This window comes from Streptomyces lavendofoliae, from assembly GCF_014649735.1.
Classification (GTDB): Bacteria; Actinomycetota; Actinomycetes; order Streptomycetales; family Streptomycetaceae; genus Streptomyces; species Streptomyces lavendofoliae.
Genome location: NZ_BMTP01000007.1, coordinates 295,145 through 321,036, shown reverse-complemented (window position 1 = coordinate 321,036; position 25,892 = coordinate 295,145). Strand labels below are relative to the sequence as shown.

The following is a 25,892-nucleotide window of genomic DNA, read 5'->3' as shown; positions in this document are numbered from 1 at the left end:
CACGTGGCGGCGGCAGAGCAGGGATGGGCACGGCGGCTGTCCGGGTACGCCTGGCGGTACCGGCGCAATGTGGTGCTCGCGCTCGGCTCCTCCCTCGCGGGCATGGCCGTGATGGCCCTCGTCCCGCTGATCACCAAGGTCGTCATCGACGACGTCATCGGCGACGGGACGCGTCCGCTCGCCGTCTGGACCGGGCTCCTGATCGCCTCCGCCGTCGCCGTCTACGTACTGACGTACATACGCCGCTACTACGGCGGCCGTCTCGCCCTCGACGTGCAGCACGACCTGCGCACCGAGATGTACCGGACGATCACCCGGCTCGACGGGCGGCGGCAGGACGAGCTGTCCACCGGGCAGGTCGTCGGCCGCGCCACCAGCGACCTCCAGCTGATCCAGGGCCTGCTCTTCATGCTCCCGATGACCATCGGGAACTTCATGCTCTTCCTGATCTCCCTCGTCGTCATGGCGTGGCTGTCGCTGCCGCTCACCCTCGTCGCCCTCGCGGTCGCCCCCGCCCTGTGGTTCATCGCCAAGCGCAGCCGCACCCGCCTGCACCCCGCCACCTGGTACGCCCAGGCCCAGGCCGCGCAGGTCGCGGGCGTCGTCGACGGGGCCGTGACCGGCGTACGCGTGGTCAAGGGCTTCGGGCAGGAGGACCAGGAGACCGGCAAGATCCGCGAGGCGAGCCGCAAGCTGTTCGCCGGCCGCCTGCGCACCATCAGGCTGAACAGCCGCTACACCCCGGCGCTCCAGTCCGTGCCCGCGCTCGGGCAGGTCGCCATGCTGGCCCTCGGCGGCTGGCTCGCCACCCGCGGCCAGATCACCCTCGGCACGTTCGTCGCCTTCTCCACCTACCTCGCCCAGCTCGTCGGCCCGGTCCGGATGCTCGCCATGGTCCTGACCGTCGGCCAGCAGGCCCGCGCGGGCGTCGAGCGCGTCCTGGAGCTCATCGACACCGAGCCGGCGATCGAGGACGGCACCAGGGAACTGCCGGCCGACGCCCCCGCGAGCGTCGAGTTCGACGACGTGTCCTTCGCCTACGAGGACGGACGGCCCGTCCTCGACGGGTTCTCGCTGGAGATCCGTCCCGGCGAGACCGTCGCCGTCGTCGGCTCCTCGGGCAGCGGCAAGTCGACCGTATCGCTGCTCCTGCCGCGCTTCTACGACGTCGCGCACGGCGCCGTCCTGGTCGGCGGGCACGACGTCCGCGAGCTGACCATGGACTCGCTGCGGGCCGCCATCGGCCTCGTCCCGGAGGACAGCTTCCTGTTCTCCGACACCGTCCGCTCCAACATCGCGTACGGCAGGCCCGGCGCGACCGACGAGGAGGTGCGCGCCGCCGCCCGCGCCGCGCAGGCCGACGGGTTCATCGGCGACCTGCCGGACGGCTACGACACGAAGGTCGGCGAGCACGGCCTGACCCTGTCCGGCGGCCAGCGCCAGCGCATCGCGCTCGCCCGCGCCATCCTCACCGACCCGCGGCTGCTGGTCCTCGACGACGCCACCTCGGCGGTGGACGCCCGGGTGGAGCACGAGATCCACGAGGCGCTGCGGTCCGTCATGGCCGGGCGCACCACCCTGCTCATCGCCCACCGCCGCTCCACCCTGAACCTCGCCGACCGGATCGCCGTCCTCGACGGGGGGCGGCTGTCCGACATCGGCACCCACGAGGAGCTGGAGCGGCGTTCGGCGCTCTACCGCCGGCTGCTGACCGACCCCGACGAGCTGGGCGGCGTCTCGCCCGGCCACGCCCTGCCCATGGACCTGCCCGAGGACCGTTCGGTACGGGAGGAGCTGGACGCCGAGTTCGACGCGGAGCGGGGCATCACGCCCGCCCTGTGGGAGCGCGGCGAACCGGCCGCCGAGTCAGCGGCGCCCGGCGCCACGCCCGAGCTGCTCGCCCAGGTGGAGGCGCTGCCGCCGGCGACCGACACCCCGGCCGTCGACGAGGCGCGGGCGGTCGCGCCCGAGGACTCGTACGGGCTGCGCCGGCTGCTGCGCGGCTTCGGGGCGGTGCTGCTGGTCAGCCTGGGGCTCGTCGCCGTCGACGCGGGCATGGGACTGCTGCTGCCCATCCTGATCCGGCACGGCATCGACGAGGGCGTCGAGCAGGCCGCGCTGGGCGCGGTGTGGGCGGCGAGCGGGCTGGCGCTGGCGACCGTGCTGGTCCAGTGGATCGCGCAGACCGGCGAGATCCGGATGACCGGCCGCACCGGCGAGCGGGTGCTGTACGCGCTGCGCCTGAAGATCTTCGCGCAGCTCCAGCGCCTCGGGCTGGACTACTACGAGCGGGAGCTCACCGGGCGGATCATGACCCGGATGACCACGGACGTGGACGCCCTGTCGACGTTCCTCCAGACCGGCCTGGTGACGGCGTTCGTGTCGCTGGTGACCTTCTTCGGCATCATGGTCGCGCTCGTGGTGATCGACGTGCAGCTGGCGCTGGTCGTCTTCGCGACGCTGCCGCTGCTGGTGGTCGGCACGGTCTTCTTCCGCCGGTCCAGCGTGAAGGCGTACGAGCTGGCCCGCGAGCGCATCAGCGTCGTCAACGGCGACCTCCAGGAGTCGGTGTCCGGGCTGCGGATCGTGCAGGCGTTCCGGCGCGAGCGCTCGGGCGCGGAGCGGTTCGCGGAGCACAGCGAGGAGTACCGGGCGGCGCGGGTGCGCGGCCAGTGGCTGATCTCCGTCTACTTCCCGTTCGTGCAGCTGCTGTCGTCGGTGGCCGCGGCGGCGGTGCTGATCGTGGGCGCCGGGCGGGTGGAGGCCGGGACGCTGACGACCGGCGCCCTGGTGGCGTACCTGCTGTACATCGACCTGTTCTTCGCGCCCGTGCAGCAGCTGTCGCAGGTCTTCGACGGCTACCAGCAGGCGGCCGTCTCGCTGGGGCGGATGCAGGAGCTGCTGCGTGAGAGGACGTCCACGGCCGCCCCGGCGAAGCCGCTGCCGGTGCCCTCGCTGCGGGGCGAGATCGCCTTCGAGGACGTGTCGTTCGCGTACAAGGACGACGAGCCCGCGCTGCGCGGCGTGGACCTGCGCATCCCGGCCGGGCAGACCGTCGCGTTCGTCGGTGAGACGGGCGCCGGCAAGTCGACGCTGGTCAAGCTGGTCGCCCGGTTCTACGACCCGACGTCAGGCCGGGTCACCGCGGACGGCACCGACCTGCGGGACCTGGACCTCACCGCGTACCGGCACCGCCTCGGCGTGGTGCCCCAGGAGGCGTACCTCTTCGCCGGCACCGTCCGTGACGCCATCGCCTACGGGCGCCCCGGCGCGACCGACGCGGAGGTGGAGGCGGCGGCCCGGGCGGTCGGCGCCCACGACATGATCGCCACGCTGGACGGCGGGTACCTGCACGAGGTCGCCGAGCGCGGCCGGAACCTGTCGGCGGGCCAGCGGCAGCTGATCGCCCTGGCACGCGCCGAGCTGGTCGACCCCGACGTCCTGCTGCTCGACGAGGCCACCGCCGCGCTGGACCTGGCCACCGAGGCGCAGGTCAACGCCGCCACCGACCGCCTGGCCGGCCGCCGCACCACCCTGGTGGTCGCCCACCGGCTCACCACGGCCGCCCGCGCCGACCGGGTGGTGGTCATGGACCACGGTCGCGTCGCCGAGGACGGCACCCACGACGAGCTGCTGGCCCGTGGCGGCCGGTACGCGCGGCTGTGGCGCACCTTCATCGGCGAGGAGCCGGCCGAAGCGCCCGCGGCGACGGCCTAGGACCCCCGGCGGCCCGGCCGGACGCGGCGCGTCCGGCCGGGCCCGCAGCGTCCGGGGCAACCGTTCGGCGCTCCCGTGCGTCGTACGCACGTACGCCCACCGAGCGAAGAGGAGCAAGTGTGTTCGACCGGGTGGCCGCGGCCAGGACAAGACGACTGCTCACGCAGGTGCTCGCGGTGCTGGTGGCCGCCGGTTTCCTCGTCCTCGCCGGGCCGGGCACCCCGCGCGCCGACGCGGCGGCCACCGCCTGCCCGGGGCGGCTCGTCAAGACGATGACCTTCGCCACCGGCGAGCTGCGCGTGTACAAGAACCGCCAGTACGCCTGCGCCGTCACCGTCGCCAGGAAGCCCGGCGCCCGCCGCGCCATGTCGGTGTCCGTCCAGCCGCGCGGCGGACGCGCCGCCGTCGACGCGGGCGCGTTCACCCGGCAGGCGGGGCCCGTCACCGTGCACGCCCTCAACCGCTGCGTCCGGGCGTCCGGCGCCGTGGCGGGCCGCGGGGCCTCCACGGGCTGGATTCTCTGCTGAACCGTCCCAACCAGGGGTGGCGGCAACCGCGTTGCCCCCACTAGGTTCGCGGCGACCACCGCAAACCCACGTGGAGGGTGCATGCGCAAGGCGCTCAGATGGCTGCTGTCCCTCATGGTGCTCATAGGCACCGTGAGCGCGGCCGGCACGGCAACCGCCGCCGGCCCGGACGGCAGCGGCACGACCACCGATATCAAGGACCGCATCCTGGCGATCCCCGGAATGGCCCTGGTCGAGGAGAAGCCCTACCCGGGCTACCGCTACTTCGTCCTCACCTACACCCAGCCCGTCGACCACCGTGACCGCTCCAAGGGCACCTTCCGGCAGCGGCTCACCCTGCTTCACAAGGACACCGCCCGCCCCACCGTCTTCCACACCAGCGGATACGCCGTCAGCACCCGCCCCGGGCGCGCCGAGCCGACCCGGATCGTGGACGGCAACCAGGTCTCCCTGGAGTACCGTTTCTTCACCCCGTCCCGCCCCCAGCCCGCCGACTGGTCGAAGCTGGACATCTGGCAGGCGGCCTCCGACCAGCACCGGATCTTCACCGCGCTGAAGAGGATCTACGACCGCAAGTGGCTCGCCACCGGTGCCTCGAAGGGCGGCATGACCGCCACCTACTACGAGCGCTTCTACCCCCGTGACATGGACGGCATCGTCGCCTACGTCGCCCCCAACGACGTGGTGGAGAAGGAGGACTCGGCCTACGACCGGTTCTTCGCGACCGTCTCCACCCAGGAGTGCCGCGACCGGCTGAACGCGCTCCAGCGCGAGGCCCTGGTCCGCCGAGCGCCGCTCCAGGAGAAGTTCCGCGCCCAGGCCGAGTCCGAGGGCGCGACCTTCACCACGGTTGGCAGCCTCGACAAGGCGTACGAGGCGGTCGTCCTGGACTTCGTCTGGGGCTTCTGGCAGTACCACACCGAGGCCGACTGCGCCTCCGTCCCGGACGCGGCCACCGCCACCGACCAGGCCGTGTACGAGACCATCGACACGTACTCCGGCTGGTCCTTCTACAGCGACCAGGGCCTGGAGCCGTACACCCCGTACTACTACCAGGCCGCCACCGAACTCGGCTCGCCGAGCATGCGGATGCCCCACCTCGACGGCCTGACCCGGTACGGCTACCAGCCCGCCCGCGACTTCGTGCCGCGGGACATCCCGGTGCGGTTCAAGCCGTGGGTGATGCGCGACGTCGACACCTGGGTCCGCACCCAGGGGCGCGGCATGCTCTTCGTGTACGGCGGCAACGACCCGTGGGGCAGTGAGAGGTTCCGCGTCGACAAGGGCGCCCGGGACTCCTACGTGATGACCGCGCCGGGCGCGAACCACGGCGCCAACGTCGCGGCCCTCCCCGAGGCCGAGCGGACGAGGGCCACCGCCCGCATCCTGGCCTGGGCGGGCGTCGAGGCGGCCGACCCGCAGCGCGCGGCGCCGCTGTCGACGTACGACCCGCGCCTGGACAAGCAGGACGCGCGGCGTGAGATGACGCTGCGTCCGTAGGGCGTACGGGGGCCGCGCGCACCGCTCACGGGCGGCGCGCGCGGCCCACCGGTCACACAGGACGGGCCGGGTCAGTCGTACGTCAGGCCGTAGCCCACCGGGTACAGCACCAGGGCCGGGTCGTCCGCCCGCTGCACGGGGACGGGGAGCCGCCCCTCCGGCCGCGCCTCGCCCGCGATGACCCGGGCGGCGGCGCGCAGTTCGACGTCCGTCCACGAGTAGGTGGCCAGCGTGGCGCGCTGGCCGCTGAGGCGGGCGATGTCGTACGGGTTGCGGATGGCGACCGTGACGACGGGGACGCCGGTGGCGGCGAGCCGGGACACCAGCGTGCGCTGGCTGCTGGTCGCCGTGACGTTGTACGTCCCGACGATCACGGCGTCCTTGCCGGCCGCCGCGGCCACCGCCTCGTCGATCCGCGCGGTGGACGGGGCCGTACCGGTCGGCAGCACCGTGGTGGTGAAGCCGAGTTCGGTGAGGGCACCGGCCAGCGTGGCGGTCGGCGGGCCGGTCGTCCCGGACGGGGAGGCGGCGTCGGCGCCGACGACCAGGAGGTTCGGCCGGTCGGCGCTGCGCAGCGGGAGCAGCCCGCCGTCGTTCAGCAGCAGGGTGGTGGTCCGCTCGGCGATCCGGTCGGCGGTGGCCAGGTGCGGGCGGGTGCCGACGGTGCGGTCGACGGTGTCGTGGGTGACGTAGGGCTCGTGGAAGAGCCCCAGTTTCGCCTTCAGCCGCAGGATGCGGAGAATCGATTCATCGACCCGGGCCTCACTGATCTCCCCGTTCCGTACGGCCTTCAGGACGGCGTTCCACGCCACGTCCAGCTTCGGCGGGTTGAGCAGCTGGTCGCAGCCCGCCTTGAGGGCGAGGACGGGGACCCGGTCGTCGCCGTACTTGGTGCGCACCCCCTCCATGCCGAGCGAGTCGGTGACGACGACGCCGTCGTAGCCCAACTGCTGTCGCAGGATGCCGGTGAGGATGGGGCGGGAGAGGGTGGCGGGGTCCTCGGCGGGGTCGAGAGCCGGGACCACGATGTGCGCCGTCATGATCGAGTCGATGCCGGCGGCGATGGCGGCGCGGAACGGCGGGGCGTCGAGCGCCCGCCACTGCTCGCGGGTGTGGGTGATGGTCGGCAGGCCGTAGTGGCTGTCGACGGAGGTGTCGCCGTGCCCGGGGAAGTGCTTGGAGGTCGCGGCGATGCCCGCCCGCTGGTACCCGCTCACCTGCGCGGCCACCATCCCGGCGACGGCCCTCGGGTCGGAGCCGAAGGAGCGTACGCCGATGACCGGGTTGGCCGGGTTGACGTTGACGTCGGCGACCGGCGCGTAGTTCTGCCGGATGCCCATGGCGGCCAGCTCGCTGCCCGCGACGTGGGCGGCGCGCCGGGCGTCGGAGCGCGAGCCGCCCGCGCCGAGCGCCATCGCGCCCGGCATGAGCGTGGCGGGTTCCCCTATCCGGGCGACGATGCCGTGCTCCTGGTCGATGGAGATGAGGACCGGCACGGGGGTGGACCGGTCGAGCGCGGCGCGCTGGATGCCGTTGGACAGGTCGGCGATCTGGTGCGGGTCGCGGGTGTTGCGCGCCCAGGAGAAGTAGATGATGCCGCCGACGTGGTACTTCGCGATCAGCTCGGCGGCGGTGCGGACGCCGATCTCCTTGAGGTTGGCGTCGACGTCGGCCTGGTCGGGGGCGGTGGCGGAGTGCCCGTACACCCGCATGACGAACAGCTGACCGACCTTCTCCTCCAGGCTCATGCGGGAGATGAGCCGTTCGAGGCGGCGCTCGTCGGAGGCCGCCCCGGCGGGGGTGGCGGCCCCGGTGACGGCGACCGCCGCGGCGGCGGCCGTGACGGTCAGGAGGGTGCGTCTGGAGGGGGTGGTGGCGGTGGCCCGGTGGTGCATCGGTGCTCCTTCCGGCCATGCGGATGAAGGAAACTGCCAAGGAGTCACGCATAGCCGGAAAGTAACTGCCAGGTCAAGGACCTGAGCACGCCCGCGCCGGGAAAGGGGCCGGGAGGCGGGCCGCCGCCGGGGCCACCGGGGAGTCAGTCCGCTGCCCGGGCGGCGATGGCGTCGCCTGCGGGCGGCCACGCCTCCCGCAGGGCGTCGGCCCATGTCTCCGGTGCCCCCGGCGCGGGGGTGGCTGTCGTGGGAGGGGCCGGGGGAACGGTCGTGGCCGGGGTCGCGGGGGATGCCGTCCCGGGAGCCGCCGTCGCCGGGCCGCCGGCGCCCGACCGTGCCTCGTCGAGGAGCGCGCGGGCCTTGGCCTCCGCCTGGTCGTACCGCTCGGGGAAGGCCGACCGCTGGACGCCCTGGGCCACCTGACCGGCCGTCCACTCCGGGTGCGCGCGGTCGGTCTCGACGGCCCGGTCGAAGAACGAGTGGGACGCGTGCGTCACGTCCATGCACTGTTCGCGGGTGCCCCAGCCCTGGCTCGGGCGCTGCTGGAAGACCCCGACCGAGTCGAGGTGGCCGCAGTCGAGGTTGTTCATGTGCGACTCGACCCACCCGGCCTCGAAGCCGGCGAGCATCACCTTGTCGTTGACGCCCAGTTCGACGCCCACCCGGTACACGACCTTGATCACCTCCGGGTCGTGGCCGGAAGGGACCGTACAGGCCGCCGCGCTCCCCAGCTCCGTGGCCGGGATGTGGTCCCCGGACGGAGGAGGCTCCCTCGTCACCGCGAGGGCGAGCCGCTGGGGGCCGCCCAGCGTCAACGCGACGGCGGTCAGGCCGCCGGCTCGTACGAGACCGCGTCTGGACACCATGGGAGGGCACCCCTTTCGGGCGGAGCCGGGACGGTCCCCGGCCGGTTCCGGCACAGGGTCACACCCCGCCGCCCGTGTCCGGGCCCCTCCGGCGACGTGTCGCCCGGAGCCCGCCCGAACGCCACGACAGGCAGACGCCTTCGCCGGACGCCTCGCCGCGTCACCCCCGGCGGGCGCCCCCTCGCCGGGGCGTCCCACCGCCTGGCGGTCGGTCAGGCGAGCGCGGCCAGGTGCTCGCGACCCGCGGCCAGCAGGGGCGGCAGTTCGGCGGCCCGCGGATACCACCGCTTCTCGTACTCCCAGCAGACCCACGCATCGCCGTCCCCGCCGCCCACCAGCGCCAGGCACTCCGCCAGCGGCAGCGTCCCGGCGCCCAGGGGCAGCGGCGCGGTGTCCTCCGCCGACGCGATGTCCTTGACCTGGACGTATCCCAGGTACGGCGCCAGCACCGCGTGCGTCGCCGACGGAGCCTCACCGGCCGTCCACGGGTGCATCACGTCCCACAGCGCGCCCACGTGCTTGTGGCCGACCGCGCCCACGATCCTGGCCACGTCCGCGCCGGTGCGGTGCGAGTCATGGGTCTCCAGCAGGATCCGCACGCCGAGGTCCGCCGCGACCTCCGCCGCCGCTCCCAGCCGCCGGGCCGCCGTGGCGTCCGCATCCGCCGGGTCCTGCTCGCCGCCGCCCGGGAACACCCGCACGTGCCGTGCGCCCAGGTCGGCCGCGAGGTACAGGAGCCGGTGCAGCTCCTCGTACACGGGCTCGTCGTCACCGGCCTCCGCCACCCGGGCGTACCCGGCGACCGTGAGGATCTCGACGCCCGCCCGCGCGAACTCCTCGGCCACGGCCCGCCGCTCGTGGCCCACGAGCCCCGGGTGCACCGGCTCCTCGGGGTGGGCGCGCAGCTCCACGCCCTGGTAGCCGCTCTCGGCGGCGAGGCGGACGACGTCGGGGACCGGCATCCCGGGGACGCCGAGGGTGGAGAAGGCGTACTTCACGGTCTGGAGCTCCTTCGTGCGGTGCGGGCGCCGCGTGGGCCCGGGGCGCGTTCCCGGGGGAACGTACCCCGCGGGCGCCCCGTCATTGCCGCGCCGGGCCACCCCGTACGAGCGGCGGGCGGCGGGGCGCCGGTCAGGAGGCCGGCCGGCCGGTGGACGCGCGGACCATCAGCTCGCCGCCGATCGTGGCGATGCCGCCCGGCGGCGGGGCCTCCGTGCCGGTCGCCAGCCGCCCGGCCCGCGCCCCCGCCTCGTACAGCGGCAGCCGTACGGTGGTGAGCGCGGGCACCGCGTCGACGGAGAACGGCAGGTCGTCGAAGCCCGCCACGGAGATGTCGTCCGGGATGCGCAGCCCCTGGTCCCGCAGCGCGGCGCAGGCTCCCAGCGCGACCGTGTCGTTGGCCGCGACCACCGCGGTCAGGCGCGGTTCCCGCCGCAGCAGCTCCAGCGTCGCGTCGTACCCGGAGCGGCGGTCGTAACGCCCGTGCACGGTGAGCCGGTCCAGGCCCCGGCCGCCCAGCCCGGCCGCCTCCATCGCGGCGCGATGGCCCTCCAGACGGTGGCGGGTGGTGGTGCGCTCGGCCGGGCCGGCGATGTACCCGATCCGCCGGTGGCCCAGCGTCAGCAGGTGCTCCGTCAGCCGCTTCCCGCCGCCCCGGTTGTCGAACGTCAGCGCGGCGGTGACCGCCTCGCCGGCGGCGGGCACCGGCGGGCGCCCGCAGAGCACCACCCGTGTGCCGGCGTCCGCCAGCCTGGCCAGCTTCGCGGCCGTCGCCGCGATGTGGTCCGCGTCCTCGACCGCCCCGCCGGTCAGGACCACGGCGGCGGCGCGCTGGCGCTGGAGCAGCGTGAGGTAGGTCAGTTCGCGCTCGGGGGAGCCGCCGGTGTTGCAGACGACGGCGAGCTTCTCGCCGCCCGCCCGGCCCGGCGCGCCGTCCCCGATCGCGTGCTGCGCCGCCCCGGCCATGATCCCGAAGAACGGGTCGGCGATGTCGTTCACGAGGACGCCCACCAGGTCGGAGGTGGCGGCGGCGAGCGCGCTGGCGGGGCCGTTGAGCACGTAGTCCAGTTCGTCGACCGCGCGCAGCACCCGCTCGCGGGTGGAGGCCGCGACCGGGTAGTTGCCGTTGAGGACGCGGGAGACGGTGGCCGGGGACACCCGGGCGCGCGCCGCCACATCGGCCAGGGTGACTGTCATCGCGTTCCTCCGAGGAGAGTCGGGCCGGGCCCTTGTACCGGCCGCTGTCGGCAGGCTAGCGTCATCACCGATAGAAAGCGCTTGCTACGACGGTACGCGGGCATGACTCCCGTGCCGGCCGGCGACTTCGCGACCACACTTGGAGGACCTTCGTGACACGCAGAACCGTGCGGATCGCCATGAACGGCGTCACGGGGCGCATGGGTTACCGGCAGCACCTGGTGCGGTCGATCCTCGCCATCCGCGACCAGGGCGGCCTGGACCTCGGCGACGGCCGGGTCCTGTGGCCCGAGCCCGTCCTGGTCGGCCGCCGCGAGCACGCCCTGCGCGAACTCGCCGACCGCCACGGGCTGACCGAATGGTCCACCGACCTCGACGCCGTCCTCGCCGACGAGTCCACGGAGATCTACTTCGACGCCCAGGTGACCTCCGCCCGCGCCGACGCCCTCACCCGGGCGATCGCCGCCGGAAAGCACGTCTACACCGAGAAGCCCACGGCCACCGACACCGCCGGGGCCCTGGAGCTCGCCCGCCTCGCCCGCGCCGCGGGCATCAAGCACGGCGTCGTCCAGGACAAGATCTTCCTGCCGGGCCTGGTCAAGCTGAAGCGCCTCATCGACGGCGGCTTCTTCGGCGAGATCCTCTCCGTGCGCGGCGAGTTCGGGTACTGGGTCTTCGAGGGCGACTGGCAGGAGGCCCAGCGCCCCTCCTGGAACTACCGCGCGGAGGACGGCGGCGGCATCGTCGTCGACATGTTCCCGCACTGGGAGTACGTGCTCCACGAGCTCTTCGGCCGGGTCACCGGTGTCACCGCGCACGTCACCACCCACATCCCGCAGCGCTGGGACGAGGACGGCAAGCCCTACGCCGCCACCGCCGACGACGCCGCGTACGGCATCTTCCAGCTGGAGGGCGGCGCCGTCGCACAGATCAACTCCTCCTGGGCGGTCCGCGTCCACCGCGACGAGCTGGTCGAGTTCCAGGTCGACGGGACCCACGGCTCGGCCGTCGCCGGACTGCGCGGCTGCCGCGTCCAGCACCGGTCCGCCACCCCCAAGCCCGTCTGGAACCCCGACATCCCCGTCACCGAGGCGTTCCGCGACCAGTGGCAGGAGGTCCCCGACAACGCCGCGTTCGACAACGGCTTCAAGGCCCAGTGGGAGTTGTTCCTGCGCCACGTCGCGCTGGACGAGCCGTACCACTGGGACCTGCTGGCCGGCGCGCGGGGCGTGCAGCTAGCCGAGCTGGGCCTCAAGTCCTCGGCGGAGGGCCGCCGCTTCGACGTCCCGGAGCTGTCGCTGTGACGATCCGGCTCCCGCACGGCACGTACGAACCGCGCACCGAACCGGCGGCCTTCGGCGGCGGCGCAGGCGGCCCCGGCGGTCCCGGCGGCGCGCCCCTCGCCTCCCGTACGGTCTTCTCCGCCGCCCACGTGGTGGCCGACCCGTACGCGGACGTCACCCCCGACTCCCCGGCGGCCCTCGACTGGGACGCCACCCTCGCCTTCCGCCGCCACCTGTGGGCCCACGGGCTGGGCGTCGCCGAGGCCATGGACACCGCCCAGCGGGGCATGGGCCTGGACTGGGCGGGCGCGGCCGAACTGATCCGCCGCTCGGCCGCCGAGGCGAAGGCGGCCGGCGGCCGGATCGCGGCCGGGGTGGGCACGGACCAGCTCACCGCCCCGGCGGACCTGGCCGCCGTCCGCGCGGCGTACGAGGAGCAGCTGGCCCTCGTCGAGGACTGCGGCGCCCAGCCCGTTCTCATGGCTTCCCGCGCCCTCGCGGCGGCCGCGCGGTCCCCCGACGACTACGTGACCCTCTACAGCCACCTCCTGCGCCAGGCGGGCGAGCCCGTCGTCCTCCACTGGCTCGGGCCCATGTTCGACCCGGCGCTGGAGGGCTACTGGGGCTCCGCCGACCTGGACACCGCCACCGACACGTTCCTGAAGGTCATCGCCGAGCACCCGGACAAGGTCGACGGCATCAAGGTCTCCCTGCTGGACGCCCGCCGCGAGGTCGAGCTGCGCCGCCGCCTTCCCGAGGGCGTGCGCTGCTACACCGGCGACGACTTCCACTACCCCGAGCTGATCGAGGGCGACGACCACGGCTTCAGCCACGCCCTGCTGGGCATCTTCGACCCGCTCGGCCCGCTGGCGGCCGAGGCGGTACGGGTCCTCGACACCGGCGACAAGGAGGGCTTCCGCGCCCTCCTCGACCCGACCGTCGCCCTGTCCCGCCACCTCTTCCAGGCGCCCACCCGCTTCTACAAGACGGGTGTGGTCCTCCTGGCCTGGCTGGCGGGCCACCAGGACCACTTCACCATGGTCGGCGGCCTCCAGTCGGCCCGATCGCTCCCGCACCTCGCGCGGGCGTACGAACTGGCCGACGGGCTGGGCCTGTTCCCCGACCCGGGACTGGCGGAGTCCCGCATGAAGTCCCTGCTGTCGGTGTACGGAGTCGAACAGTGAACGATCTGGCCCGTTTCAGCATCAACCAGATGACCGTCAAGCAGCTCTCGCTGCCCGAACTCGTCGACGCCTGCGTGCGCCTCGGCGTCCCCGGGATCGGCCTGTGGCGCGAACCGGTCGCCGCGTACGGCCTGGAGGCCACCGCCGAGCTCGTCCGGAACGCCGGACTGACCGTCACCACCCTGTGCCGGGGCGGCTTCTTCACCACCGCCGGCGGCCTGGACGACAACCGCGCGGCCGTCGACGAGGCGGCGGCGCTCGGCACGGACACCCTGGTCCTGGTCTCCGGCGGCCTCCCGCCCGGCGGCAAGGACCTGCCCGCGGCCCGGTCCCTCATCGCCGACGCGCTCACCGAACTCGCCCCCTACGCCGCCTCCCGGGGCGTCCGCCTCGCGATCGAGCCCCTGCACCCCATGTACGCGGCCGACCGCTGCGCGGTCTCCACCCTGGACCAGGCCCTCGCGCTGGCGGAGCCCTTCCCCGCCTCCCAGGTGGGCGTCGTCGTCGACACGTACCACATCTGGTGGGACGACCGCGCCCCGGCGGCCACCGCCCGCGCCGGCGCCCAGGGCCGCATCCACTCCTTCCAGCTCGCCGACTGGACCACCCCCCTCCCGGCCGGCGTCCTCACCGGCCGCGGGCAGCTCGGCGACGGCTCCATCGACCTCCGCGCCTGGCGCGAACGCGTCGACGCGGCCGGCTACACGGGCCCGATCGAGGTGGAGCTCTTCAACGACGGGCTGTGGGCCCGCGACGGGCTGGAGGTCCTGGAGGAGACGGCGAGGCGCTACGTCCGGCACGCCCTCTGAGAATTCGCCCCGCTTCCGTACAACCCTTCCGGCACGACGCGTGTCCTACGTGTCATCAGGGCTTCCCGGGGGGGATCCGGGGGGATTCACGAAGCCCTGTGGGGGGAACGCTCGGGGCCCGGTCCACGGACCGGGCCCCTTCGTCGTCCTCCCGCCCCTCTGCCACCGCCCTGGCCGGGCCGGGACGCGGGCCGGGGGCGACGGGCCGTGAGCGGGGGGATCGTCCACAGGGCCGCCGGGCTGTCGGAGGGGCGGGGTAGCGTCGGGGCATGTCCAGTCCGGCAGTGCTCGAAGGGGTCCTCGAGCGGATCACGTACGCCAACGAGGAGAACGGCTACACGGTGGCCCGGGTCGACACCGGGCGCGGTGGCGGGGAGCTGCTCACGGTGGTCGGTTCGCTGCTCGGCGCGCAGCCGGGGGAGTCGCTGCGGATGGAGGGGCGCTGGGGGTCGCACCCGCAGTACGGCAGGCAGTTCACCGTGGAGAACTACACGACCGTCCTGCCCGCCACCGTCCAGGGCATCCGGCGCTATCTGGGCTCCGGCCTGATCAAGGGCATCGGGCCGCGCATCGCCGACCGGATCGTCGAGCACTTCGGCGTCGGGACGCTCGACGTGATCGAGCGGGAGCCGAAGCGGCTCATCGAGGTGCCGGGGCTCGGGCCGAAGCGGACGAGGATGATCGGCGCCGCGTGGGAGGAGCAGAAGGCGATCAAGGAGGTCATGGTCTTCCTCCAGGGTGTCGGCGTCTCCACCTCCATCGCGGTGCGGATCTACAAGAAGTACGGGGACGCCTCGATCTCCGTGGTGCGGAACCAGCCCTACCGGCTGGCCGCCGACGTGTGGGGCATCGGGTTCCTCACCGCCGACCGGATCGCCCGGGCGGTGGGCATCCCGCACGACAGCCCGGAGCGGGTGAAGGCCGGTTTGCAGTACGCCCTGTCGCAGTCGGCCGACCAGGGGCACTGCTTCCTGCCCGAGGAGCGGCTGATCTCCGACGCGGTGAAGCTGCTCCAGGTCGACACCGGGCTGGTGATCGACTGCCTGGCGGCTCTGGCGGCCGAGGAGGAGGGGGTCGTCCGTGAGCAGGTGCCGGGCCCGGAGGGGCAGCCCCTGACGGCCGTCTACCTGGTCCCGTTCCACCGCGCCGAGCTCTCCCTGGCCGGGCAGCTCCGGCGGCTGCTGCGGGCCGAGGAGGACCGGATGCCGGCCTTCCGGGACGTGGCGTGGGACAGGGCGCTGGCGTGGCTCGCCGGCCGTACGGGGGCGGAGCTGGCGCCCGAGCAGGAGCAGGCCGTGCGGCTCGCCCTCACCGAGAGGGTGGCGGTGCTGACGGGCGGCCCCGGGTGCGGCAAGTCGTTCACGGTCCGGTCGATCGTGGAGCTGGCCCGGGCGAAGGGGGCCAAGGTGATCCTCGCGGCTCCCACCGGCCGCGCCGCCAAGCGGCTGGCGGAACTGACCGGCGCGGAGGCGTCCACCGTGCACCGGCTGCTGGAGCTGAAGCCGGGCGGGGACGCGGCGTACGACCGGGACCGGCCGCTCGACGCCGACCTGGTCGTCGTCGACGAGGCGTCCATGCTGGACCTGCTGCTGGCCAACAAGCTGGTGAAGGCGGTGGCGCCGGGCGCACACCTGCTGCTGGTGGGGGACGTGGACCAGCTGCCCAGCGTGGGTGCGGGGGAGGTGCTGAGCGACCTGCTGGCGCCGGACGGCCCGGTGCCGTCGGTGCGGCTCACACGGATCTTCCGGCAGGCCCGGCAGTCGGGTGTGGTCACCAACGCCCACCGGATCAACTCCGGTCAGCAGCCGCTCACTTCCGGGCTGCCCGACTTCTTCCTGTTCGCCACGGAGGACACCGAGGAGGCCGGCCGGCTGACGGTGGACGTCGCGGCCCGCCGCGTCCCGGCGAAGTTCGGCCTCGACCCCCGGCGGGACGTGCAGGTCCTGGCGCCGATGCACCGGGGCCCGGCCGGGGCGGGCACGCTCAACGGCCTGCTCCAGCAGGCGGTCACCCCGTCGCGGCCGGATGTGCCGGAGAAGAGGTTCGGCGGCCGGGTGTTCCGCGTCGGCGACAAGGTCACGCAGATTCGCAACAATTACGAGAAGGGTGCGAACGGGGTCTTCAACGGAACGGTCGGGGTGGTCACGTCACTGGACGTGGACGAGCAGCGGCTCACCGTGCTGACGGACGAGGACGAGGAGGTGACGTACGACTTCGACGAGCTGGACGAGCTGGCCCACGCGTACGCCGTCACCATCCACCGCTCCCAGGGCAGCGAGTATCCGGCCGTGGTGATCCCGGTCACCACGGGCGCGTGGATGATGCTCCAGCGGAACCTGCTCTACACGGCGGTCACGCGGGCGAAGAAGCTGGTCGTCCTCGTCGGCTCGCGCAAGGCCATCGGGCAGGCGGTCCGCACGGTGTCCTCGGGGCGGCGCTTTACCTCACTGCGGTATCGGCTGAAAGGTGAGGTACGGGTGGGAAACATCACCTAGGGATCATCCGGACTTTCGCAACCGGGGCGAAGGGGGCAGGATGAGCAGGTTGACGGCACTGAGTGCCGCCAATTGGCCGAATGGTCGACCCCGAGTGCACTCTGCTGGGCCAAGTGGGGGATGGTAGAGACAGTCAGGGCACCTCGAAGAAGAGGCACTACGTCGGTGAGGGATGACGTGAGCGACAACTCTGTAGTACTGCGGTACGCGGACGGTGAATACACCTACCCGGTGGTCGAGAGCACCGTCGGTGACAAGGGCTTCGACATCGGGAAGCTCCGAGCCCAGACCGGTCTGGTGACCCTGGACAGTGGATACGGCAACACCGCCGCCTACAAATCCGCGATCACCTACCTGGACGGCGAGCAGGGCATCCTGCGGTACCGCGGCTACCCCATCGAGCAGCTGGCCGAGCGCTCCACCTTCCTCGAGGTGGCGTACCTGCTGATCAACGGTGAGCTGCCCAAGGTCGACGAGCTGGCGGCCTTCCGCAACGAGATCACGCAGCACACGCTGCTGCACGAGGACGTCAAGCGGTTCTTCGACGGCTTCCCGCGCGACGCGCACCCGATGGCGATGCTGTCCTCCGTGGTCAGCGCGCTGTCGACGTTCTACCAGGACAGCCACAACCCGTTCGACGAGAAGCAGCGTCACCTCTCGACGATCCGGCTGCTGGCGAAGCTGCCCACGATCGCGGCGTACGCGTACAAGAAGTCGATCGGTCACCCGTTCGTCTACCCGCGCAACGACCTGTCCTACGTGGAGAACTTCCTGCGCATGACCTTCTCGGTCCCCGCGCAGGAGTACGAGCTGGACCCGGTCGTGGTCTCCGCCCTCGACAAGCTGCTCATCCTGCACGCGGACCACGAGCAGAACTGCTCCACGTCCACCGTGCGCCTGGTCGGCTCGTCGCAGGCGAACATGTTCGCCTCGATCTCCGCCGGCATCTCGGCCCTGTGGGGCCCGCTGCACGGTGGCGCCAACCAGTCGGTGCTGGAGATGCTCCAGGGCATCCAGGCCACCGGCGGCGACGTCGACTCCTTCATCCGCAAGGTGAAGAACAAGGAGGACGGCGTCCGCCTGATGGGCTTCGGCCACCGCGTCTACAAGAACTTCGACCCCCGGGCGAAGATCATCAAGGCGGCGGCGCACGACGTCCTCTCGGCGCTCGGCAAGTCCGACGAGCTGCTGGACATCGCGCTGAAGCTGGAGGAGCACGCGCTCGCCGACGACTACTTCGTCTCGCGCAACCTCTACCCGAACGTGGACTTCTACACCGGTCTGATCTACCGGGCGATGGGCTTCCCGACCGAGATGTTCACGGTGCTGTTCGCGCTGGGCCGGCTGCCGGGCTGGATCGCCCAGTGGCACGAGATGATCAAGGAGCCGGGTTCCCGTATCGGCCGCCCGCGCCAGATCTACACGGGCGAGGTCCTGCGCGACTTCGTCCCGGTCGAGGGCCGCTGACGCGATGCCGTGAGGGCGCCCGTCCGGCGCCCCCGAACGCGTACGAGAGCGCCCCGCCGCCGATCCCCCCACGGGTCGGCGAGCGGGGCGCTCCCCATATCCCCGGAACGGATTCCCCCCACGGGATCCGGGTCCGGGCGTCTGCCGGATTCCGGCAGAAGCTCGCGATGCGATCTGCCGGGGTACGTACGGGAGGGCCGCTCAAAGCTCCCCGGTGCACGTGCCCCGGCCAACGCTTGCCTGGGACGTCCCCCAAGACATCCCATGAACGTCCCCCAAGACGTTCTTGGCATCGCCCATTCAGACTCGCGAGGCGTCCAAATGGTTACCCCCAAATATCTGTGATCTAGATCTCGTTGTGAAGGTCCTGTGAGTCACGTGAAGGTGAAATCACGTGGAGATACGGGACCGGGGACGGACAGTCACCGCCGAACGGGGAGGAAACGGCCACGGCCGGTCCGGCCCCCCGTGTCACGGTGCGGTCCGGCCCGGCCGGGGGTGGCCCGATCAGGGGCGGTGAGGGCCCGGTCGGCCGGCGGCGGTCCCGTCGCGGCGCGTCAGGCCCGGCCGACGAGCTCGTAGCCCGCCTCGTCGACGGCCGCGCGCACCGCGGCCTCGTCCAGGTCGGCCTCCGAGGTGACGGTGACCAGCCCGGTGGCGGCGACCGCCGCGACCGAGGTGACCCCGGCGATGGCGGAGATCTCCTCGGAGACGGCGCCCTCGCAGTGGCCGCAGGTCATGCCCTTGACCTCGTAGACGGTGGTGACCCCGCCGGCCGGCGCCTCGGCCGCGCCGTCGTGGCAGGAGCCGGTGGGGGAGCAGCAGGAGCCGGTCGCCTGGGGGAGGTCGGTCCTCGTCTCGGCGGTCATGGTGTTCTCCTCGTCGATCGCAAGCGTGGTCGGAGTCTGGTGCGGCAGGGGCGCACGTGGTTCGCGGGAACGGCGTGGCGTCCTGATGCGCCTCACTCTATACCCCTAGGGGGTATAAATGCCAGTGGGGTCGCAGGCGTGGCGCCGGTCGTCAGGACACCGGGGAGGGCGTTGTTCCGGGGAGCGTGCGGGGGAAGGCGTTCGTTCCGGGACGGCCCCGGTGGACGGCCCACTCCCGGGCCAGGACCGACATGGTCAGCGCGTCGATCCACCGGCCCTCGTGCAGCAGGGCCTCCCGCTCCACGCCCTCCCGGACGAAGCCCACCTTCTCGTAGACCCGGATCGCGCGCGGATTGAAGGCGTAGACGCTCAGCGAGATCCGGTTCAGGCCCAGCCGCCCGAAGCCGTGGGCGAGGAGCAGCCTGATCGCCTCGGTCCCCAGGCCCCGGTCGCGCCCGCGCGGTCCGATGAGGGTGCGGAAGTTGCAGCTGCGGTTGTGCTCGTCCCACTCGTTGAGGACCAGCTCGCCCACCATCTCCCCGGAGGCCCGGTCGACCAGCGCGAGGTCCAGCCGGTCGTTCTGGGCGGCGCGCGTGCCGTACCAGGTGCGGAGGAAGTCCAGGGAGGGTGGCGGCGTGCCGGCCGGGGTGCCGGTGAAGGCCAGCACCTCGGGGTCCTCGAGGATTCCGGCGACCACGTCGGCGTCCTGCTCGGTGGGCGGTCGCAGCACCACGCGGTCGCCGGTGAGGGTCGGCTTGACGGAGAAGTCGCTCATGCGGTGATCCTCCGGGCCCGTCGCGGCGGCGGGCAAGCGCGTCGCGCGGCCGGCCCCGCACCGGGGAGGTGCGGGGCCGGGAACGCCGGGTCGCGGTTCCGCGGGGACCTCAGGTCCCCCGGGACCGGTTGCCGGGCCGGTTGGCCACCCAGGCGCGGATGGTGTCCGGGTGCCAGTAGGGCTTTCCCTTCTCCACGTGGTCGGGTGGGGGGAGCAGGCCGTGCTTCCGGTACGAGCGGACGGTGTCCGGCTGTACCCGGATGTGCGCGGCGATCTCCTTGTAGGACCAGAGTGTCCTGTCCGTCATCTGTGGCACCTCCCTGCGCGCGCCACGGCGCGGTCCGGGGGGACCGTCGGCGGAGCCGGGGCGCGGACGCTTGGCGATCACTCAGCCTGTGTCCGTTGAACGACGCACAGTGACGAGCGGAAGGGCCTGTTGATCGCCTGTGACGGAAGGCCCGCGTAATGGAGACATGTGTGACACGAAACGGATCACTGTGGCCCGAAGCGGACGGCGGTGCCCGGGTGCCCGCGGGGTGCCGAGGGGTGCTCAGGCCCCGCAGGAGCGCAGGAAGCGGCGGGTGCGCCGGGCGATGGGGAAGGGGCGGTCCGGTGGGCAGGGGTACATGTCCTGCTCGACGATGGCGAAGAGGTCGACGTCCAGGGCCTGGGCGGCGGCCAGTACCGGCTCCAGGGCGGGGACGCCGGCCGGCGGCTCGCACATCACGCCCCGGGCCACCGCCGGCCCGAACGGGATGCCCTGGGCGACCACCTCGGCCAGGATCCCGGGGTCGACCTGCTTGAGGTGGAGGTAGCCGATGCGCTCGCCGTACCTCTCGATCAGTGCGACGCTGTCGCCGCCGCAGTACGCGTAGTGCCCGGTGTCCAGGCAGAGGGCGACCAGGTCGGGGTCGGTGGCGTCGAGGAACCGGCTGACGTTCTCCTCGCCGTCGATGTGGGTGTCGGCGTGCGGGTGGACGACGATGCGCAGGCCGAAGCGGTCGCGCACCTCCCGGCCGAGGCGCTCGGTCAGGCGGGTCAGGTCGCGCCACTGGTCCGCCGTCAGGTTCCGGTCCTCCAGCACCCGGCCGGTCCTGTCGTCGCGCCAGAAGGACGGGATGACCACGAGGTGCCCGGCGCCCATGGCGCGGGCGAGGGCGGCGTTGTCCGCGACGTGCGCCCAGGTCTTCTCCCAGACCGCCTCGCCGTGGTGCAGGCCGGTGAACACCGTGCCCGCGGAGACCCTCAGCCCGCGGCGGGCCGTCTCCTCGGTGAGCCGGGCCGGGTCGGTGGGGAGATAGCCGTACGGGCCGAGCTCGATCCACTCGTACCCCGCCCGGGACACCTCGTCGAGGAAGCGCTGCCAGGGGACCTGCCGCGGATCGTCGGGGAACCACACGCCCCAGGAGTCGGGGGCGGAACCGATCCGGAGGCGGGACAGCGGCGGCGAGAAGGGCGGCGGTGTCATGGAGGCCAGCTTGGAGGGGGCCGGACAGGAGCGTCAAGGCTTGGTCCGAATGTCCGGACAAAATGTTGACAGGTTGTCCCAGGGGCGGCTAGACCTGACCCCGGCGCCGACGCGAAGGGGAACCGGATGACGACCGATCCGTACGACCTCATCACCATGGGGCGCATCGGGGTGGACCTCTACCCGCTGCGGACCGGCGTCCCGCTCGCCGAGGCCGAGACGTTCGGCAAGTTCCTCGGCGGCTCGCCCTCCAACGTGGCGGTCGCGGCGGCCCGGCTCGGCCGGCGCACCGCGCTGATCACCCGCACCGGCGCGGACCCGTTCGGCGCGTACCTGCGCCGCGAGCTGCGCGCGTTCGGCGTGGACGACCGGTGGGTGACACCGGTCGAGGCGTACCCCACCCCGCTCACGTTCTGCGAGATCTTCCCGCCCGACGACTTCCCGCTCTACTTCTACCGGCAGCCCAAGGCCCCCGACCTGGAGATCCACGAGCACGAGCTCGACCTGGCGGCCGTCGCGAGCGCCCGGGTCTTCTGGATGACCGGCACGGGCCTGTCCGCCGAACCCAGCCGCGCCGCCACACTCGCCGCCCTCGCCGCCCGGTCCGCAGGCCCCCGGTCCGCCGCCTCGGGCGGGGGCGCCCGCACCGACGGGGGCGACCCCACCGGCCCGCGCCCCGCCGCGCGCCCGGGCAGCCACCCCGCCGCGTACGCCGCCGGGCCGGACGGGCGGGTCACGGTCTTCGACCTCGACTGGCGGCCGATGTTCTGGTCCGGCGCCGACGAGGCCCGGCCCCACTACGCCGCAGCGCTGCGGCACGCCACGGTCGCCGTCGGCAACGTCGACGAGTGCGAGATCGCCACCGGGGAACGCGACCCGCACGCCGCCGCCCGAGCCCTCCTCGACACGGGTGTCCGCCTCGCCGTCGTCAAGCAGGGCCCCGAGGGGGTCCTCGCCATGACGGCCGACGGCGACACCGCCGGCGTACCGCCCGTCCCGGTGCAGGTGGTCAATGGCCTGGGCGCGGGCGACGCGTTCGGGGGAGCCCTGTGCCACGGGCTGCTGGCCGGGTGGGACCTGGAGCGGGCCGTGCGGTACGCCAACGCGGCCGGCGCGATCGTCGCCTCCCGCCTCGCCTGCTCGTCCGCCATGCCGTTCCCGGACGAGGTGGCGGCCCTCCTGGACGGCGCGCGGCCGTGACCGTCGACCTCGCGCACCTCGTCGCGGTGCGCACCCGCCACCCGGAGGCCGTCGCCGAGGCCGCCGCCCGCCGCGCGCGCCGGGCGCTGCTCGGCGCCTCCGGACGGCTGATGATCGTCGCCGCCGACCACCCGGCCCGCGGCGCGCTGGCCGTGGGCGACCGGCCGCTCGCCATGGCCAACCGCCTCGACCTGCTGGAGCGGCTCTGCCTCGCGCTCTCCCGCCCCGGCGTCGACGGCGTCCTCGCCACCGCCGACATCCTCGACGACCTGCTGCTCCTCGGCGCCCTGGAGGACAAGGTCGTCATGGGCTCGATGAACCGCGGCGGCCTCGCGGGAGCCGCCTTCGAGCTCGACGACCGCTTCACCGGCCACCGCCCCGAGGACCTCGCCCGGCTCGGCTTCGACGCCGGCAAACTGCTGCTGCGCATCGACCCCACCGACCCCGGTTCCCTCACCACCCTCACCACCGCCGCCCGCACCATCGACGCCATGGCCGAGCGGCGGCTCCCGGTCTTCGTCGAGCCGTTCCTCTCCCGCCGCGACCCGGCCGGCGGCCGCGTCCGCAACGACCTGAGCCCCGAGGCGGTGACCACGTCGTTGGCCATCGCCTCCGGGCTGGCCGGCACCTCCGCGTACACCTGGCTCAAGGTCCCCGTCACCGACCACCCCGACGACATGGCGCGGGTCATGGAGACCACGACCCTGCCCGCCGTCCTCCTCGGCGGCGACGTCGGGCCCGACCAGGACGCGGCGTACGAGAAGTGGCGCGGGGCCCTGCGGCTGCCGACCGTCCAGGGCCTGGTGGTGGGCCGGTCCCTGCTCTATCCGGCGGACGGCGACGTCGCCGCCGCCGTCGACACCGCCGTGAGCCTGCTCTGAGGAGCGAGGGGCGTTCCAGGAGGGTACGGAGAGGATCATGACCGACCAGCAGCTGCACGTACCGAGGGGCGGGGCCGCCCGCGGTCCCTACGCCCTCGACATCGACCCGGAGCGGGCCGGCTGGACCCACTGCTCCCTGCGCGTCCTGGACCTCGGCCCCGGCGGAACCCACCACCTCACGACCGGCGACAGCGAGTGGATCCTGCTTCCCCTCACCGGCGGCTGTACGGTTCTGGTCGACGGCCTGGGCATCGAACTGCTGGGCCGCGACGGCGTGTTCGGCGGCGTCACCGACTTCGCCTACCTACCGCGTGACGCCCACGCCCAGATCGCCTCCGGCGCGGGAGGCCGCTTCGCCCTGGCAGGAGCGAAGTGCGAGCGACGACTCCCCGCCCGCTACGGCCCCGCGCCGGAGGTACCGGTCGAGGCGCGCGGCAGCGGCCGATGCGCCCGCGAGGTGCGCAACTTCGCCGCCGCCGACACCTTCGCGTGCGACCGGCTCATCGCCGTCGAGGTCGTCACGCCCGGCGGGAACTGGTCCTCCTACCCGCCCCACAAGCACGACGAGCACCTGCCCGGGAAGGAGGCGGAACTGGAGGAGATCTACTACTTCGAGATCGACGGCGACGGGCTGGGCTACCAGCGCGTCTCGCCCTCCCGCCCCGGCGGCGCCGACCTCCTCGCCGAGGTCCGCGGCGGTGACGCCGTCCTCGTACCGGACGGCTGGCACGGCCCGTCCATCGCCCAGCCCGGCCACGCCATGTACTACCTCAACGTCATGGCGGGGCCGGGCCGGGAACGCGAATGGAAGATCCGCTTCCACCCCGGCCACCGCACGGAGGGATACCGATGAGCACCCGACGGCTCACCACCGCCCAGGCGCTCGTCGCCTTCCTGGCCCGCCAGTTCACCGAACGCGACGGACGGCGTCACCGGCTGGTCGCCGCCACCTGGGGCATCTTCGGCCACGGCAACGTCGCGGGCATCGGCCAGGCCCTCGTGGAGCACGCCACCGCGCCCCCGCCGGGAACACCGCCCGGACCGCCCGTGATGCCCTTTCTCCAGGGCCGCAACGAGCAGGCCATGGTCCACGCCGCCGTCGGCCACGCCCGCCAGTCGAACCGCCTGTCCGCCCACGCCGTCACCACCTCCATCGGCCCCGGCGCCACCAACCTCGTCACCGGCGCCGCCCTGGCCACCGTCAACCGCCTCCCGGTGCTGCTGCTGCCCGGCGACACCTTCGCCACCCGGCCCGCCGACCCGGTCCTCCAGCAGCTCGAAGTGCCCTGGGCGGGGGACGTGTCCGTCAACGACACGCTGCGCCCCGTGTCGGCCTACTTCGACCGGATCACCCGCCCCGAGGCGCTGGTCCCCGCCGCCCTCGCCGCCATGCGGGTCCTCTCCGACCCGGCCGCCACCGGCGCGGTCACCCTCGCCCTGCCGCAGGACGTGCAGGCGGAGGCGTACGACTGGCCGGAGGAGTTCTTCGCCGAACGGGTCTGGCGGGTGCGCCGCCCCCGCCCCGACACGGCCGAACTCGACGCCGCCGTGCGGGCCGTCAGGGCGGCCCGGCGGCCCCTGGTCGTGGCCGGCGGCGGCGTCCACCACAGCGCCGCCGAAGCCGCGCTGGACGCGTTCGCCGCCGCGACCGGCATCCCCGTGGCGTCCACCCAGGCCGGCAAGGGCTCCCTGCGGTACGACCACCCCGCCGACGTCGGCGGCATCGGCCACACCGGCACCTCCACCGCCAACCGCCTCGCCCGCACCGCCGACCTGGTCCTCGGCGTCGGCACCCGGTACACCGACTTCACCACCGCGTCCTCCACGCTGTTCGCCCACCCCGGCGTCCGCTTCGTGAACCTCAACATCACCGGGTTCGACGCCCACAAGATGGCCGCCCTCCCACTCGTCGCCGACGCCCGCGAGGGGCTGGAGCAGCTCGCCGAGGCCCTCACCGGCCACACCGTCCCCGCGCCGTACGCGGCCGAGTACGCGCGGCTCAGGGCCGGCTGGGACGCCCGCGTCACCGCCGCGTACACCCCCGCCGACGAGAACGCCCGGCCCACCCAGGCGCAGGTCCTCGGGGTGCTCGACACCCTGGTCACCGCGGACGACATCCTGATCAACGCCGCCGGATCGCTCCCCGGCGACCTCCATCGGCTCTGGCGGACCCGCTCCCGCGACCAGTACCACGTCGAGTACGGGTACTCCTGCATGGGCTACGAGATCCCCGCCGCCATCGGCACCGCCCTCGCCGCGCCCGGCCGCCCCGTCTGGGCCCTCGTCGGCGACGGCACGTACCTGATGAACCCCACCGAGATCGTCACCGCCGTCCAGGAGCACGTCCCCATCAAGGTCGTCGTCCTCCAGAACCACGGATACGCCTCGATCGGCGGCCTCTCGGAAGCCGTCGGCGCCGAACGGTACGGCACCGCCTACCGCTACCGGGCCGCCGACACCACGTACACCGGCGACCCGCTCCCGGTCGACCTGGCCGCCAACGCCGCCAGCCTCGGCATGCGCGTCCTGCGCGCCCACACCGTCCGTGACCTGCGAGAAGCCCTCGCCGATGCCCGTGCGGCGACCGTTCCCACATGTGTCTACGTGGAGACCGAAACGGCAGACACAGTGTCGGGCGCGCCCGCCTCCGAGGCATGGTGGGATGTGCCCGTGGCCGAGACGGCGACCCGCACGTCGGCGGTCAAGGCCCGCGAGGAGTACGACCGGCACGTCGCAGCCCGGCGCCGCCATCTGTGAAGG

The 25,892-nt window shown here is 73.3% G+C and carries 20 protein-coding genes; 12 read left to right on the top strand and 8 right to left on the bottom strand.

The window, feature by feature from the left end; translation table 11 throughout:
• The first annotated feature begins 3 nt into the window (after positions 1-3).
• The 3 genes from IE109_RS16095 (at position 4) to IE109_RS16085 (ending at position 5,744) form a co-directional block, all read left to right on the top strand.
• The gene (locus tag IE109_RS16095) at positions 4-3,717 is read left to right on the top strand and encodes an ABC transporter ATP-binding protein (RefSeq protein WP_189551557.1); all 3,714 of its coding nucleotides are present in this window, start codon (positions 4-6) and stop codon (positions 3,715-3,717) included.
• A gap of 119 nt (positions 3,718-3,836) precedes the next feature.
• Positions 3,837-4,244: a hypothetical protein gene (locus IE109_RS16090; protein WP_229891099.1), complete on the top strand. Its 408-nt coding sequence runs from the start codon at positions 3,837-3,839 to the stop codon at positions 4,242-4,244.
• 81 nt (positions 4,245-4,325) lie between these two features.
• Positions 4,326-5,744, top strand: a complete 1,419-nt coding sequence (locus IE109_RS16085; RefSeq protein ID WP_189551556.1) for a serine protease — start codon at positions 4,326-4,328, stop codon at positions 5,742-5,744.
• Between the two features lie 71 nt (positions 5,745-5,815).
• Here the strand turns inward: IE109_RS16085 and IE109_RS16080 are convergent, their stop codons facing one another.
• The 4 genes from IE109_RS16080 to IE109_RS16065 all read right to left on the bottom strand — a co-directional run bounded on the left by IE109_RS16080 (position 5,816) and on the right by IE109_RS16065 (position 10,701).
• Positions 5,816-7,639, bottom strand: a complete 1,824-nt coding sequence (locus tag IE109_RS16080) for a glycoside hydrolase family 3 protein (protein WP_189551555.1) — start codon at positions 7,637-7,639, stop codon at positions 5,816-5,818.
• Between the two features lie 143 nt (positions 7,640-7,782).
• On the bottom strand, positions 7,783-8,505 hold the full coding sequence (locus IE109_RS16075) for a hypothetical protein (RefSeq protein ID WP_189551554.1): 723 nt from the start codon (positions 8,503-8,505) through the stop codon (positions 7,783-7,785).
• A gap of 212 nt (positions 8,506-8,717) precedes the next feature.
• Positions 8,718-9,503, bottom strand: coding sequence for a sugar phosphate isomerase/epimerase family protein (locus IE109_RS16070; protein ID WP_189551553.1), 786 nt, complete (start codon positions 9,501-9,503; stop codon positions 8,718-8,720).
• 133 nt (positions 9,504-9,636) lie between these two features.
• Entirely contained in the window at positions 9,637-10,701 is a 1,065-nt protein-coding gene (locus IE109_RS16065; protein WP_189551552.1) for a LacI family DNA-binding transcriptional regulator, read from the bottom strand.
• Positions 10,702-10,853: 152 nt separating this feature from the next.
• On the opposite strand from IE109_RS16065, the gene IE109_RS16060 reads away from it, so the two are divergent.
• The 5 genes from IE109_RS16060 (at position 10,854) to IE109_RS16040 (ending at position 17,939) form a co-directional block, all read left to right on the top strand.
• On the top strand, positions 10,854-12,005 hold the full coding sequence (locus tag IE109_RS16060) for a Gfo/Idh/MocA family protein (RefSeq protein WP_189551551.1): 1,152 nt from the start codon (positions 10,854-10,856) through the stop codon (positions 12,003-12,005).
• Positions 12,002-13,168, top strand: coding sequence for a dihydrodipicolinate synthase family protein (locus IE109_RS16055; RefSeq protein WP_189551550.1), 1,167 nt, complete (start codon positions 12,002-12,004; stop codon positions 13,166-13,168). Before IE109_RS16060 ends, IE109_RS16055 begins: the two co-directional genes overlap by 4 nt.
• A 29-nt stretch (positions 13,169-13,197) precedes the next feature.
• Complete coding sequence (locus IE109_RS16050; protein WP_189551632.1) at positions 13,198-13,977, top strand: sugar phosphate isomerase/epimerase family protein; 780 nt, start codon at positions 13,198-13,200, stop codon at positions 13,975-13,977.
• Between the two features lie 269 nt (positions 13,978-14,246).
• On the top strand, positions 14,247-16,472 hold the full coding sequence (gene recD2 / locus IE109_RS16045) for an SF1B family DNA helicase RecD2 (RefSeq protein ID WP_189551549.1): 2,226 nt from the start codon (positions 14,247-14,249) through the stop codon (positions 16,470-16,472).
• A gap of 177 nt (positions 16,473-16,649) precedes the next feature.
• The gene (locus tag IE109_RS16040; RefSeq protein ID WP_064069415.1) at positions 16,650-17,939 is read left to right on the top strand and encodes a citrate synthase; all 1,290 of its coding nucleotides are present in this window, start codon (positions 16,650-16,652) and stop codon (positions 17,937-17,939) included.
• Positions 17,940-18,496: 557 nt separating this feature from the next.
• Here IE109_RS16040 and IE109_RS16035 read toward each other — a convergent pair.
• The 4 genes from IE109_RS16035 to IE109_RS16020 form a co-directional block, all read right to left on the bottom strand.
• Positions 18,497-18,808, bottom strand: a complete 312-nt coding sequence (locus IE109_RS16035; protein ID WP_189551548.1) for a heavy-metal-associated domain-containing protein — start codon at positions 18,806-18,808, stop codon at positions 18,497-18,499.
• 151 nt (positions 18,809-18,959) lie between these two features.
• Positions 18,960-19,583, bottom strand: coding sequence for a GNAT family N-acetyltransferase (locus IE109_RS16030; protein ID WP_189551547.1), 624 nt, complete (start codon positions 19,581-19,583; stop codon positions 18,960-18,962).
• Positions 19,584-19,692: 109 nt separating this feature from the next.
• Positions 19,693-19,890, bottom strand: a complete 198-nt coding sequence (locus IE109_RS16025) for a helix-turn-helix transcriptional regulator (RefSeq protein ID WP_189551546.1) — start codon at positions 19,888-19,890, stop codon at positions 19,693-19,695.
• Between the two features lie 243 nt (positions 19,891-20,133).
• Positions 20,134-21,051, bottom strand: coding sequence for a sugar phosphate isomerase/epimerase family protein (locus IE109_RS16020; protein WP_189551545.1), 918 nt, complete (start codon positions 21,049-21,051; stop codon positions 20,134-20,136).
• Positions 21,052-21,177: 126 nt separating this feature from the next.
• Between IE109_RS16020 and IE109_RS16015 the strand changes: the two genes are divergently transcribed.
• From IE109_RS16015 to iolD, 4 genes are read left to right on the top strand one after another with little or no spacing between them, the layout of a single operon-like run.
• Entirely contained in the window at positions 21,178-22,251 is a 1,074-nt protein-coding gene (locus tag IE109_RS16015; RefSeq protein ID WP_189551544.1) for a 5-dehydro-2-deoxygluconokinase, read from the top strand.
• Complete coding sequence (locus tag IE109_RS16010) at positions 22,248-23,132, top strand: Cgl0159 family (beta/alpha)8-fold protein (protein WP_189551543.1); 885 nt, start codon at positions 22,248-22,250, stop codon at positions 23,130-23,132. The genes IE109_RS16015 and IE109_RS16010 overlap by 4 nt, the downstream gene beginning before the upstream one ends.
• Before the next feature lie 37 nt (positions 23,133-23,169).
• The gene (iolB, locus tag IE109_RS16005) at positions 23,170-23,985 is read left to right on the top strand and encodes a 5-deoxy-glucuronate isomerase (protein WP_189551542.1); all 816 of its coding nucleotides are present in this window, start codon (positions 23,170-23,172) and stop codon (positions 23,983-23,985) included.
• Complete coding sequence (gene iolD, locus IE109_RS16000; RefSeq protein WP_189551541.1) at positions 23,982-25,889, top strand: 3D-(3,5/4)-trihydroxycyclohexane-1,2-dione acylhydrolase (decyclizing); 1,908 nt, start codon at positions 23,982-23,984, stop codon at positions 25,887-25,889. Before iolB ends, iolD begins: the two co-directional genes overlap by 4 nt.
• The last annotated feature ends 3 nt before the right edge of the window (positions 25,890-25,892 follow it).